This is a genomic window from Dactylosporangium sp. CA-152071, from assembly GCF_050936335.1.
Classification (GTDB): domain Bacteria; phylum Actinomycetota; class Actinomycetes; order Mycobacteriales; family Micromonosporaceae; genus Dactylosporangium; species Dactylosporangium maewongense.
Genome location: NZ_JBNJMZ010000002.1, coordinates 2,716,297 through 2,728,848, shown reverse-complemented (window position 1 = coordinate 2,728,848; position 12,552 = coordinate 2,716,297). Strand labels below are relative to the sequence as shown.

Genomic DNA, 12,552 nt, shown 5'->3' with positions numbered 1-12,552 from the left:
CCGGCGGGCCGCAGGGAAGACTCCGGTGCGTGTCGTGGTGGATGTATGCGCTGCTGCCCCTCGCCGGGGTCGGCGCCGGGCTGGTGGGCAGCGTCGCCGGGCTGGCGTCGCTGATCAGCTACCCGGTGCTGCTGGCGATCGGGCTGCCGCCCGTCACGGCGAACGTCACCAACAGCGTCTCGCTCGTCTTCAGCAGCGCCGGGTCCATCGCCGGGTCGCGCCCCGAGCTCGCCGGGCGGGCCGCGCGGCTGCGCCGGCTGGCCGTCGCGGCGGTCGCCGGCGGGGTCACCGGCAGCGCGCTGCTGCTGCTCGCGCCGGCGGAGACGTTCGAGGTGGTGGTGCCGTGGCTGATCGCGGGCGCGTCCCTGGCGATCCTGCTGCCCCGCCGGCCGGCCGACGCCGAGCCGCACCGGCACCACGGGTGGTTCCTGGCGGGCGGGGTCGCCCTGGTCGGCGTCTACGGCGGCTACTTCGGCGCGGCCGCCGGCATCGTGCTGCTCGCGCTGCTGCTGGCGCTGACCCCGGCGACGTTCGCGCAGGGCAGCGCCGAGAAGAACGTCCTGCTGGGCGCGGCCAACGCGGTCGCCGCGCTCGCGTTCGCGCTCTTCGGCCCGGTGCACTGGCTCGCCGTGCTGCCACTCGGCGTGGGCCTGTTCATCGGCGGCCGCCTCGGCCCGGTGGTCATCCGCCGCAGCCCGCCGGCCGCGCTCCGCGGCGTCATCGCCGCCCTGGGCCTCGGCCTCGCCGTCCACCTGGGCTGGCAGGCGTACCGGTGACCGCCGCACCCACCCGCGGTCTGCGGTGACCGGCGCGGCGAGCTACCGGGCGCTGCTGCGGACGCCGGGCGCGGCGGCGTTCTTCGTGCCGACGGCCGGCGGCCGGGTCGGGATCGCCATGACGAGCCTCAGCATCGTGTGGCTGGTCCGGGACGCGACCGGGTCCTACGCGACCGCCGGCCTGGTCACCGGGGCGTTCGCCGTCGCGGACGCCGTGGTGGGGCCGCAGGTGGGGCGGCTGATCGACCGGTTCGGGCAGGCCAGGGTGCTTCTGCCGGGAGCCGTCGTGCACGCCGTGGCGGTCGGTGCGCTCGTGGCGGGCGCCGCCGGGCACGCGCCGGCCTGGCTGCTCGCCGTCGCTGGTGCGCTGGTCGGGGCGAGCCTGCCGCAGCTGAGCGCGGTCGCCCTGGCCCGGTGGTCGGCGCTGCTGGACGGCGGGCGGCGGGCCGCGCTCCCGTCGGCGTACGCGCTGGAGTCGCTCAGCAACAGCGTCGCGTACCTCGTCGGGCCGGCGCTGGTGAGCGCGATCGCCGCGGCGGGCCGGCCCGTCCTCGGCACGCTGACCGCCGCCGCGCTGGTGGTCGCCGGCGGGTCGCTGCTCGCGCTGCAACGGCGGACCGCGCCGCCGGTCGTGGCGACCGACGGCCGCCACCGGTCGCACCACCGCCGGGCGCTGCGACGACCCGGCTTCCTGCTGCTCGTCGGCGTGAACACCGCCATCGGCGGCTTCTTCGGCACGATGTCGATCGCCGTGACCGCGTTCGCCGTCGAGCGCGGCGCGCCGGAGCTGGCGGCCGTGCTCTTCGCCGCGTCGAACGGCACCGGTCTCGTCGCGGTCCTCCTGTACGGCCTGCGCCCCTGGCCCGTCCCCCCACGCACCCAGCTGGCCCTGGCGGGCGCCGCGCTGGGACTCGGTGCCCTGCCGCTGGCGGCCGGCGGCCTGGCGGGGGTCGCGGCGGGAGCGGTGCTGACCGCGGCCGCCGTGCCGGTCGTCATCGTCCTCGGCTCCGTCCTCGCCGACGCCGTCGTCGACCGCGGGGTGCTGACGGAGGCGTTCGCCTGGCTCGGCTCGGCGAGCGCCGCGGGCTCCGCCCTCGCGGCGACCGCGGCGGGCGTGGCGGTCGACGGCTCGGGCGCCCGAGGCGGCCTGCTGGTCGCGCTCGCCGCGGCCGTCGCGACGGCCGTGCTCGCGGTCGCCGGCCTCCGCGCGCTCCACCCGTCGACGACGGCGACCGACCCGCCCTGACCCGAGCCGGGGCGGCTGCAGCGCGTGCCGGGCGCGCGATCGTGGTCTGGTGGTGGGGGCGCGCGGGGCCGGCACCGCGTGGGCCGGTAGCTCCCGGCGTTGCCTCGGGACGGCGGGCGCGGAGGTCAGGGCGATGCGGCGGTGGCGGCCGGCGGCGGGGGCCGAGGCGGTGCGGCGCATCAGGCGGAGGGCGGGCAGCTCGACGCCGTGGTGGAGCAGCACGGCGGCGATGAGGCTGAACCACAGCACCGACACCGTCGCGACGAGGGCCTGGGCCGGGCCGGCCTGGTGCGGGAGCAGACCGGTGCGGTCGAACCCGATGATCACCAGGAAGTGCACGAGGTAGAACGCGAAGGACAGCTCTCCCAGGTACACCATGGCGGGCCGCGACCAGAAGGTCTTGCGGCCGAACAGGTCGGCGCGGGCGGCGGCGGCCACGACGCAGGTGACGGGGACGAGGGTCAGGGCGTGCTCGTTGACGGGGTAGGGCGCGAACAGGCCCGCGACCATCGCCGGGGGCACCAGCGCCAGGGACCAGCGCAGGCCGGGGCCGCGCCACGCGCCGGAGCGGACCAGCAGCGCGACCGTGACGCCGAGCGTGAACTCCGCCATGCGGACCGGGGGCAGGACGTAGCCGACCCAGCCCGCGGTGTCGTGCGAGGCGTGGACGAGGTTCGTGGCCAGGGCGGCTACGCACTCGACCATCATGACCGCGATCGCCCACAGCCCGGCCGGCCCGAGCCGGCGCAGGCCGGCGAGCAGGAGCGGGAAGCACAGGTAGAAGAACACCTCGCAGGACAGCGACCAGCTGACGATGTTGAGCGCGGTGTACACGTCGCGGCGCGGCAGCCAGCTCTGCGTGAGGGTCAGGTGGGTGGCCAGCTGCAGCGGGCCGGCGCCGCCGACGATGAAGACCGCCGCCACCGTGGTGACGATCGCCGGCGGGTACACCTTGGTGAAGCGCCGCCACCAGAAGGTGGTCGCCGGCGTGCCGGGGCGGAACGACCAGGCGAGCACGAAGCCGGACAGCACGAAGAAGAACGAGACGCCGAGGCCGCCGCCGTGCGCGAGCAGGGCCCAGACCGCGGACCGGACGGGCTTCGGCGCGACGAGCTGCGGATTGAAGTACTGCTCGAGCAGGTGCTGGCCGAAGACGATGAACGCGGCAACCCAGCGCAGTCCGGTGAGCGACGGCAGGCGGCTGTTACGATCCACCCCAGTTGTTTAACGAACGATGCGCATCCACAAGGGCGGTCCGGAAGCGCCTCACATCGAACCTCATCCTGCGATGGCGCGCCGCGCCGACTCCAGGGAGACGACGTCCGCATACTTCGCGTCCAGGTCGAACAGGTTCGCGGAGTGCGGGCCGGGGGCGCGGTCGGCGCACGCCTCCCGCACCACCATGGGCCGGAAGCCCGCCTGCAGCGCGTCGACGGCGCTGGCCCGCACGCAGCCCGACGTCGAGTAGCCGCCGATGACGACGGTGTCGGCACGGGCGGCGGTCAGCCACGCGGCGAGCGCGGTCCCGGCGAACGCGCTCGCGTAGTGCTTGCGGAGCACCAGCTCGCCGGGGAGCGGCGCCAGCTCCGGGGGCAGCGCCGCGAGCGGTGAGCCGTCGGCGAACACCCGCAGGCCCGGCACCTTGGCGGCGAAGAGCGGCGCCTCGGAGCAGGTCTCGTCGGCGAACCCGACGGCGGTGAACGCCACCGGCAGCCCGGCGGACCTGGCGGACGCCAGCAGCGACGCCATCGCGGCGAGGGCGTCGGCCGCGGTGGCGCAGTACAGCGGCGAGGACGGCGACAGGTAGGCGACGACCGGGTCGACGAGCAGCAGCGCCGGCCGCACCCCCCACCCCAGCCGGGCGGAGAATCCGGCCCCGACGTAGTCATCGTCCAGCGACATCAGATCACGCCGTCCGCGCGCAGCTTGTCGAGCTCGTCGGCGGACAGGCCGAGCAGCTCGCCGTACACGGCGGCGTTGTGCTCGCCGAGCGCCGGGCCGGCCCAGCGGATCGAGCCCGGGGTGTCCGACAGCCGGGGCGCCGGCGCCTGCATGGGCAGCGCGCCGAAGTCGGGGTGCGGGACGTCCACAATGGACTGGCGGGCCGCGAAGTGCGGGTCTTCGAGCATGTCGGCCGGCCGGTAGATCTTGCCCGCCGGTACACCGGCCGCATGCAGCAACGCGAGGGTCTCGTTCGCCGGCAGGGTGGCGGTCCAGGCCGCGATCAGGTCGTCGAGCTCCTGCTGGTTGGCGCCGCGGGCGCCGTGCGTCGCGTAGCGCGGGTCCAGCGCGAGATCGGGGCGGCCCATCACCTCGCACAGGCGCACGAACACGGTGTCGCGGTTGCCGGCGATGAGGATGTCGACCCCGTCGGCGGTCGGGTAGGCGTTGCTGGGCGCCACGTTGGGCAGGATCGCGCCGGTGCGTTCGCGCTGGTACCCGGCGACGACCCACTCGGGCAGCAGCGACTCCATGTAGGTGAGCACGGCCTCGTAGATGGCGGAGTCGACGACCTGCCCGCGACCGGTCCGGGCCCGCGCGTGGACGGCCATGACCGCGCCGTAGGCGGCCATCGTGCCGGCGAGCGCGTCGCCGAGGGAGACCCCGACCCGGCTGGACGGGCGGTCGGGCTCGCCGGTGACGTGCCGGATGCCGCCCATCGCCTCGCCGATCGAGCCGAAGCCAGCGCGCGGCGCGTAGGGGCCGGTCTGGCCGTAGCCGGTGACGCGGACGAGGACGAGCCGCGGGTTGATGGCCGACAGCTCGGCGTAGCCGAGGCCCCAGCGCTCCAGGGTGCCGGGCCGGAAGTTCTCGACCAGCACGTCCGACGACGCGACCAGCCGCCGGACCAGGTCCTGCCCACCGGCGGTGCGCAGGTTGCAGGTCACGGACTTCTTGTTGCGGGCCACGACCGGCCACCACAGCGACTGCCCGTGCGGCTTCTCCCGGCCCCACTCGCGCATCGGGTCGCCCTTGCCGGGGTCTTCGAGCTTGATGACCTCGGCACCGAAGTCGCCGAGGAGCTGCCCGGCGAACGGACCTGCGAGCAGCGTCCCGGTCTCCAGGACACGGATATCAGACAGCGGACCACCCATGGTTCGGCAGTGTACGGTTGGGAAACGTTGTTTCGCTAGAGGAACCGGGAGTGCGTCGGCAATGGTGGAGATCGTCGAGGTGGGTCCGCGCGACGGCCTGCAGAACGAGAAGGTCCTGCTGCCCACCGAGGTGAAGGTCGACTACATCACGCGCGCCCTCGACGCCGGAATCCGCCGGTTGGAGGCGGTCGCGTTCGTGCACCCCGGCCGCGTGCCGCAGATGGCCGACGCCGAGGCGGTGATGGCGGCGGTGCCGCGGCGGCCCGGCGTCACGTACATCGGCCTCGTGCTCAACCGGCGCGGGTTGGACCGGGCCCTGGCCGCCGGGGTGGACGAGGTCAACATGGTGGTGGTCGCCTCCGACGAGTTCTCCCGCCGCAACCAGGGCACCACCACGGCGGAGGCCCTCGACGTGTGGCACGAGGTCGCCGCCGCGGGGATCCCCGCCTCGCTGACCATCGCGGCCGCGTTCGGCTGCCCCTTCACCGGTGCCGTGCCGGTGGACCGCGTGCTCGGGATCGCGGCCTCGGCGCTCCAGAGCGGCCCGCGCGAGATCGCGATCGCCGACACGATCGGCGTCGGCGTGCCCACCCAGGTGCGGACCCTCGCGGCGGAGCTGGGGGCGCTCGGCGTGCCGTTGCGGGCGCACTTCCACAACACCCGCAACACCGGCTACGCCAACGCCGTCGCCGCCCTGGAGGCCGGCATCACGACGCTGGACGCCAGCATCGGCGGGATCGGCGGCTGCCCGTTCGCGCCGCGGGCGACCGGCAACATCGCCACCGAGGACCTCACGTACCTGCTGCACGGCATGGGCGTCGGGACCGGGCTGGACCTGCCCGCGCTCGCCGCCACCGGGACCTGGATCGGGTCGCGGCTCGGCATCCAGGTGCCGGCCATGCTCGGCCGGACCCTTGATTGAGAATGGAAACGGTGTTTCCATTACGCCGTGACTGGCGCTCAGCTGAACATCGCCAACGGCGTGCGGGAGTTCGCCCGCGCGACCCCGGGCACCGTCGCGGTGATCGACGGCGACCGCACGCTCACCTACGCCGCCCTCGACGACCGCGCGAGCCGCCTCGCCAACGCGCTGCTGGCCGTCGGCCTGCGACCGGGTGACCCCGTCGCGGTGCTGTCCGGCAACCGCCTCGAATACTGCGAGATCGCCGCCGGGCTGGCGAAGGCCGGCCTGCCGATGGTGCCGCTGAACCCGCGGCAGACCGCCGCCGACACCGCCTACATCGCCGGGCACTCCGGCGCGCGGGCGCTGATCCTGGACCCCGCGCTCGAGGACCGCGCGGTGGACGTCGGCTTCACGCTGCCGCTCGGCCCGTACTACGAGGCCGTGCTCGCCGGCGCCGCGGGGACCGACCCGTGGGTCCCGGTGGGCGAACAGGACCCGTTCTGCATCGCGTACACCTCCGGGACCACCGGCGCGCCGAAGGGCGTGCTCATCAGTCACCGCTCGCGCTGCCTGACCTTCTACTGCACCGCCCTCGAATGGGGTCTCGGGCCGGGCCGGCGCACCGTCGCGGTCGCGCCGATGTATCACGGCGCCGGGTTCGCGTTCGCCTACGCGTCGGTCTTCACCGGCGGGACGGTGTCGATGCTGCGCGCGTGGGACCCAGGCGCGCTGCTGGCGATGGTGGAGCGCGACCGGCTGCAGTCGGTGTTCCTGGTGCCGACGCACGCCGTCGGGCTGCGCGAGCTCGGCCTGGCCGGGCACGACCTGCGCAGCCTCGACACGCTGTACTTCAACGCCGCCGCGCTGCCCGTCGCGCTCAAGGAGTGGGTCCTGTCCGCGTTCCCCGGCGTCGGCGTGCACGAGCTCTACGGCTCCACCGAGGCCGGCGTCATCACCAACCTGCGCCCCGCCGACGCGCGGCGCAAGGCCGGCTCCGTCGGGCACCCGTGGTTCATGACCGAGATCCGGGTCGTCGACGACGACGGCGTGCCGGTGCCCCGCGGCACTGCGGGGGAGCTGTTCAGCCGGTCGCCGTTCCTCATGAACGGCTACCTCGACAACCCGGCGGCGACCGCGGAGTGCACCACCGCGGACGGCTTCCTGACCAGCGGGGACGTCGTGGTCGTCGACGACGAGGGGTACGTCACCATCGTCGACCGCAAGAAGGACCTGATCATCACCGGTGGGGTGAACGTCTACCCGCGCGACGTCGAGGAGGCCCTGGCCGCGCACCCGTCGGTCGTGGAGGCCGCCGTCGTCGGCGAGCCCGACGACCGGTGGGGCGAGCGGGTCGTCGCATACGTCGTGGTGCGGCCCGGGACCGAGCTGCGGCCCGACGCGCTGCGCGAGCACCTGCGGGGCCGGCTCGCCGGACACAAGGTGCCGAAGGAGATCCGGCCGATCGCGGCGCTGCCCCGCAACGCGGCTGGCAAAGTGCTGAAACGAGAGCTGAGGAGCGCGGGTTGAGGGCACATGTCGAGCTGATCCACGAGGACGACTACATCTGGCACGCGGCCGAGCTGCCGTTCGGGGAGGGCAAGGCAGTCGAGCGCCGGCTGTCCACCGACGAGGAGGACGGCTCGTCGTCGCTGTCCCTGCAGTTCCCGGCCGACTGGGGACGGGGACCGGGCGTGCCGCACGCCGACACCGAGTTCTACGTCGTGTCGGGTTCGCTGGTGTACGGCGGGACCGAGGTCGGACCGGGCGGCTACCTCCAGGTGCCCAAGGGCGTGCCGATGGACTGGATCAAGATCCGCGAGGGCAGCCACGTGCTGCACTGGCGCGAGTACGGCGACGCCGGCTTCGACCCCGACGGCCCGCGCCGGTCCGACGGCGCGCCGTCGATCATCGACTCCAACGCGATGGACTGGGTGGCGGCGCCGACCGTCGGCCCGCTCACGCCGCTCTACATCAAGCTGCTGCACCGCGACCCGGTGACCGGCTTCTACACCCGGCTGATCCGCGCGCCGAAGGGCTGGAGCGACCACCGCCTCGCCCACCACCCGTGCTACGAGGAGTTCTACACGCTCAGCGGCAAGATGGCCTACAACTTCGGCGACATCGACGAAGGCACCTACTGCTTCCGCCCCGCAGGCGTGAAGCACGGCCACTTCATCGCCGAGACCGAGATCGACTGGATCATCCGCTCCGACGGCGAGCTGATCAACTGGTACACCACGGACGAATGGATCAAGTGGGGCGGCAACGCCGAGAACTACCACACCCACGAGGCCCCGGTCATCTCCACGCTTCCCGTCCGCTCCCGCTCCAGAGGCGCCTGGTCCGGCGACGGCATGTGACCCCCTCCCACCTCGGCGCGGCCGCCGTCCCACCGGGCCGGCGGCCTTGCCGTGTCCTTGGTCGCTCCCGGGCGCGGATGCGCGGGCGCCGGCCCTCGGGGGAGGGCCGGCGCGCCGTCGGTGCGGTTCGGGGGTCAGCGCCAGGCCTGGTGGGTGGTGACGTTGCCGGGGTTGCAGTCGTACTGGACGAGCTTGGCCAGGGCGAGGATGCTGCCGTCCTTGACCGTCAGGCACTTCCAGCTGTTGTGGTTGACGAAGTGGAAGTAGCCGGGCACGGTCAGGATGTCGATCTTGAACCACTGCTGGTTCAGGTCGCCGTGGCAGGTGTACTGCTGGACCGCCGCGTTGTTGGACCTGCTGCGGTCGCGGACGTCGAGGCACTTGCCGCTGTTGTAGTTGCGGATCAGGTAGAAGCCCTCGGTGCCGACCGGCTCCAGGTCGAACAGCTGGGCGGTGGAGCCGTTGCACGGCGACTGCTGCAGCTGCAGCTTGTTGGCTGTCCCCCAGTCGGGCACATCCATGCACTGGCCGCTGTGTGCCACGTCCCAGGAGCTCCAGACCGGAGCGGTGTCGGCGTGGGCGGCGGCGACCGGCGCGGCGGCCAGGCCGGCGCCGAGGACCAGAGCGAGCAGCATGCGGCGGGCAAACGTGAACATGATCGGTTCCTGTCGGTCGTGGCGCCGCCCGGGTTGGCGGCGCGCACCGGGAACCGTGCCGCCCGGCGCTGAAACGGCGCTGAAACCGCCGCGGTCGTTCAGGGGCAAACGACCATCTGTCCCGTCGTAGGACGGCCACGGGATGTTCACGCGGCGGCGGTCGCACCAGACACTGGTGATCGTCGATATTGGCGGCGGCGAAGCCACGCCGCCTTACCGTCTGATCGGAGCTGGAATGACCCGACCGTCCCGTTTGATCGCCGCGCTGCTGGCCGGGGTGCTCGCCGCCCTCGTCCTGGGCGCCCCGTCGCACGCGGCCCCGTCAGGGATCCCGTCCAAGGCGACCGCACAGAGCTGGCTCACCGCGCTGACCGTCGCCACCGAGGGCTCCAGCAGCGGCTACTCCCGCGACCTGTTCCCGCACTGGATCACCATCAGCGGTGCGTGCGACACCCGCGAGACCGTCCTCAAGCGCGACGGCACGTCCGTCGTCACCAGCAGCTCGTGCGCGGCGACCTCGGGCCGCTGGTACTCCCCGTACGACGGCGCGACCTGGACCGCCGCATCCGACGTCGACATCGACCACGTGGTGCCCCTGGCCGAGGCGTGGCGCTCCGGCGCGAGCTCCTGGACGACCGCGAAGCGGCAGAGCTTCGCCAACGACCTCACCCGCCCGCAGCTGATCGCCGTCACCGACAACGTGAACCAGTCCAAGGGCGACAAGGACCCGTCGACGTGGCAGCCGTCGCTGTCGTCGTACCGCTGCACGTACGCGAAGATGTGGATCGCCGTGAAGTACTACTGGGCGCTGAAGCTCCAGTCGTCGGAGAAGTCGGCGCTGCAGACGATGCTCAACACCTGCTCGTCCTGACCCACGGGTGCCGGGGCGTTCGCGCGCCCCGGCACACGGCTCGGACAGTCCGCGGTCAGCCGGCGAGGGGGTGCCCGCCGTCGCCGTCGACCTTCACGTCCATCACGCCGTCCTCGTCGAGGTCGACCATGGTGACGTTGACCTGCCCGTCCCCGTCGCTGTCGAGCTGGAACAGGTCGGCCTTGCCGTTGCCGTCGGTGTCGATGGCGAGCACGTCCGCGACCCCGTCCTGGTTCGTGTCGACGGCGAGCAGCTCGTCGCGCTGGTCGCCCCGGGTCTCGACAGATTCGCTCATGACAGTTCCCTCTCTGCAGGTGTGTCCGGACCACGCCCCCGAAGGACCGCCATGGTAGCCCCGGGTCGTGAACCCCGGGTGCCGCCCCGGCCGGCTACTCGCGCTCGACCCGGCGCAGGCCGTGGGCCGGGGTCCACCACTCGACGACGAGCAGGGTGGCCTTCGGGTCGAGGTGGGTGTGGACGACCTCGGTGATGTCGGCGACGAAGCGGTCGCTGCCCTTCTCGCCCTCGGTGGCGGTGGCGCGGCCGGTGATCTTCGCCTCGCCGGGCCAGTCGGCCTCGGCGCCGTCGACGGGGTCGACGGTGGCGCTGTGCAGGGCGAAGCGCGGGTCGCGGCGGAGGTCGGCGCCCTTGCGCGCGCCGGGCATGGAGCCGAAGACCAGGTCGCCGTCGGCGAACTGCGCCTCGATGCCGGAGATCCTGGGGGAGCCGTCGGCGCGGAGCGTGGCGATCGTCTTGTGTTTGTGCGTGTCGAAGAGGGCCCGCACGCGGCCGGCGAACTCCGGCTCGGCCCGCTCGACGTCCTGCCAGGTGGTCATGGCACCCATGATGCCAGCAGGGCCCATGACAGACTGTGGCATGCACCTCCAGCACGGGCTTCTCGCCATAGCGGCGGTTCTCGCCATCGTCTCGGTCGCGAAAGTGGCGCCACGCGTCGGTGTGGCCGTGCCCATCGCGCTCGTCGTCGTCGGCATCGGGGTCAGTTACATCCCGTTCGTCCCGAACGTCAACGTCGACCCGCACCTGATCCTGACCGTGGTCCTGCCGCCGATCCTCTACTCGGCGGCGGTCACCGTGCACGCCACCGACTTCCGGCGCAACGTGAAGGCGATCGGCGGGCTGTCGGTGCTGCTCGTCGTCATCTCCGCGCTCGCCGTCGGGCTCCTGCTGCACGCGCTCATCCCGGACCTCAGCCTGGCCGCCGCGATCGCGCTCGGCGCGGTCGTGAGCCCGCCCGACGCGGTCGCGGCGATCTCGATCGGCAAGCGGCTGGGCCTGCCGCCGCGGCTCGTCATCGTGCTGGAGGGCGAGGGGCTCATCAACGACGCGACCGCCCTGGTCCTGCTGCGGTCCGCGGTCGCCGCGACGGCCGGCGTCGTGTCGGCGTGGGACGTGCTCGGCGACTTCGCGTTCGCCGTCGCCGGCGGGCTGGTCATCGGGCTCGTCGCGGGCCTGCTCACCGTGTGGATCCGGGCGAAGCTCGCCGAGCCGGTGCTGACCACGGCGATCTCGTTCATCGTGCCGTTCCTCGCGTTCGTGCCCGCGGAGGAGATCCACGCGTCCGGCGTCCTCGCCGTCGTCGTCGCCGGGCTGGTGACCGGGCATCAGAGCGCGCGGCACTTCACCGCGCAGGACCGCATCAGCGAGCGCACCAACTGGCGCACCATCCAGCTGCTGCTCGACAACGGCGTGTTCCTGCTCATGGGGTACCAGATCGTCACCGTCGTCGGTGACGTGCACCACGGCGAGGACGACGTCGCCGTGACCGTCGGCATCGGCCTGGCCGTGACCGCCCTGCTGGTGCTGCTGCGGGTCATGTTCGTCGCGCCGCTGACCGCGATGCTGCGCCACGACCAGCGCCGCGCCCGCGCCCGCAAGGACCGCCTGCAGGGCATCCTGGCGAAGCTGACGGAGCGGCAGCACGAGTCGCCGAAGTCGGCGCGGCGGGCCGGGTGGGTCGCGTCGCTGGTGCGCCGCCGGCAGGCCGACGACGCCTATCTGACCACGGAGGGCCTCGGCTGGCGGGGCGGCGCGGCGCTCGCCTGGGCCGGGATGCGGGGCGTCGTCACGCTCGCCGCGGCCCAGTCGCTGCCGCAGAGCGTCCCGCACCGCTCGCAGCTGATCCTCATCGCGTTCACCGTCGCGATCGTGACACTGCTCGGGCAGGGCGCGACGCTGCCGGTGCTCATCAAGCGGCTGCGCATCGCCGGCACGGACGCCGAGGCCGACCGGCGCGAGCTGGCCCGGCTGATCGGCGAGATCACCGCCGAGGGCGAGGACGTCCTGGACAACCCCGACCTGCGGCAGGCCAGCGGGGCGCTGTTCGACGAGGAGGCGCTCGAGGCGGCCCGCCGGGAGAACGCCGCGATCGGGCAGGCCCTCACCCGGCCGCAGGATCCCGAGGAGAGCGACCTCGCGCACCAGCGCCGTGAGCTGCACCGGCTGCTGCTCGAGTCGGCGCACGCCGCGCTGCTGGACGCGCGCGAGTCCGGCACGTACACCTCCCGCGCCCTCCAGCACGTCCAGCACATGCTCGACACCGAGGTCTCCAACCTGGACCCCGCCGAGGTGCACTGAAACGACGACAGGCCGCCCCGGAAGCGCGGGGCGGCCTGTCGTGGAACGG

12 protein-coding genes and 1 pseudogene are annotated in these 12,552 nt (G+C 73.4%); 7 read left to right on the top strand and 6 right to left on the bottom strand.

Features of this window, described 5'->3' with window-relative positions:
• Positions 1–29 precede the first annotated feature (29 nt).
• Together ACQEVZ_RS52220 and ACQEVZ_RS52215 are read left to right on the top strand one after the other, a co-directional pair.
• A complete protein-coding gene (locus ACQEVZ_RS52220; RefSeq protein ID WP_344498668.1) occupies positions 30–776 on the top strand; it encodes a sulfite exporter TauE/SafE family protein in 747 nt (248 codons plus the stop codon).
• A 25-nt stretch (positions 777–801) separates the two neighbouring features.
• The gene (locus ACQEVZ_RS52215) at positions 802–2,022 is read left to right on the top strand and encodes an MFS transporter (RefSeq protein ID WP_344498670.1); all 1,221 of its coding nucleotides are present in this window, start codon (positions 802–804) and stop codon (positions 2,020–2,022) included.
• 282 nt (positions 2,023–2,304) lie between these two features.
• On the opposite strand, the pseudogene ACQEVZ_RS52210 reads toward ACQEVZ_RS52215, so the two are convergent.
• From ACQEVZ_RS52210 to ACQEVZ_RS52200, 3 genes and pseudogenes are all read right to left on the bottom strand, one after another.
• A pseudogene (locus ACQEVZ_RS52210) lies at positions 2,305–3,237 on the bottom strand (acyltransferase family protein); the annotation flags it as partial.
• A gap of 63 nt (positions 3,238–3,300) precedes the next feature.
• A complete protein-coding gene (locus tag ACQEVZ_RS52205) occupies positions 3,301–3,924 on the bottom strand; it encodes an isochorismatase family protein (protein ID WP_433383035.1) in 624 nt (207 codons plus the stop codon).
• Complete coding sequence (locus tag ACQEVZ_RS52200) at positions 3,924–5,117, bottom strand: CaiB/BaiF CoA transferase family protein (RefSeq protein WP_344498676.1); 1,194 nt, start codon at positions 5,115–5,117, stop codon at positions 3,924–3,926. The genes ACQEVZ_RS52205 and ACQEVZ_RS52200 overlap by 1 nt, the downstream gene beginning before the upstream one ends.
• A gap of 61 nt (positions 5,118–5,178) precedes the next feature.
• Here ACQEVZ_RS52200 and ACQEVZ_RS52195 point away from each other — a divergent pair, with 61 nt between their 5' ends.
• Genes ACQEVZ_RS52195 through ACQEVZ_RS52185 form a run of 3 tightly spaced genes read left to right on the top strand, consistent with a single transcriptional unit; the run spans position 5,179 to position 8,381 of the window.
• On the top strand, positions 5,179–6,039 hold the full coding sequence (locus tag ACQEVZ_RS52195; protein ID WP_344498678.1) for a hydroxymethylglutaryl-CoA lyase: 861 nt from the start codon (positions 5,179–5,181) through the stop codon (positions 6,037–6,039).
• 27 nt (positions 6,040–6,066) lie between these two features.
• Positions 6,067–7,548 carry a class I adenylate-forming enzyme family protein gene (locus ACQEVZ_RS52190; protein WP_433383032.1) on the top strand — a complete coding sequence of 494 codons (1,482 nt, stop codon included), beginning with the start codon at positions 6,067–6,069 and terminating at the stop codon, positions 7,546–7,548.
• Positions 7,545–8,381: a DUF4437 domain-containing protein gene (locus ACQEVZ_RS52185; RefSeq protein ID WP_433383030.1), complete on the top strand. Its 837-nt coding sequence runs from the start codon at positions 7,545–7,547 to the stop codon at positions 8,379–8,381. The genes ACQEVZ_RS52190 and ACQEVZ_RS52185 overlap by 4 nt, the downstream gene beginning before the upstream one ends.
• Positions 8,382–8,515: 134 nt before the next feature.
• Here ACQEVZ_RS52185 and ACQEVZ_RS52180 read toward each other — a convergent pair whose 3' ends face one another.
• A complete protein-coding gene (locus tag ACQEVZ_RS52180) occupies positions 8,516–9,037 on the bottom strand; it encodes an RICIN domain-containing protein (RefSeq protein WP_344498685.1) in 522 nt (173 codons plus the stop codon).
• Between the two features lie 235 nt (positions 9,038–9,272).
• Between ACQEVZ_RS52180 and ACQEVZ_RS52175 the strand changes: the two genes are divergently transcribed.
• Positions 9,273–9,908 carry an HNH endonuclease family protein gene (locus ACQEVZ_RS52175; RefSeq protein WP_344498687.1) on the top strand — a complete coding sequence of 212 codons (636 nt, stop codon included), beginning with the start codon at positions 9,273–9,275 and terminating at the stop codon, positions 9,906–9,908.
• Positions 9,909–9,963: 55 nt separating this feature from the next.
• Here the strand turns inward: ACQEVZ_RS52175 and ACQEVZ_RS52170 are convergent, their stop codons facing one another.
• Complete coding sequence (locus ACQEVZ_RS52170) at positions 9,964–10,203, bottom strand: hypothetical protein (RefSeq protein ID WP_344498689.1); 240 nt, start codon at positions 10,201–10,203, stop codon at positions 9,964–9,966.
• Positions 10,204–10,297: 94 nt separating this feature from the next.
• Positions 10,298–10,744 (bottom strand): pyridoxamine 5'-phosphate oxidase family protein, encoded by a 447-nt coding sequence (locus tag ACQEVZ_RS52165; protein WP_433383027.1) that lies wholly within the window; start codon positions 10,742–10,744, stop codon positions 10,298–10,300.
• Here ACQEVZ_RS52165 and ACQEVZ_RS52160 point away from each other — a divergent pair.
• Positions 10,743–12,503, top strand: coding sequence for a cation:proton antiporter (locus ACQEVZ_RS52160; protein ID WP_433383025.1), 1,761 nt, complete (start codon positions 10,743–10,745; stop codon positions 12,501–12,503). The two genes, ACQEVZ_RS52165 and ACQEVZ_RS52160, sit on opposite strands and share 2 nt — an antisense overlap.
• Positions 12,504–12,552: the final 49 nt, after the last annotated feature.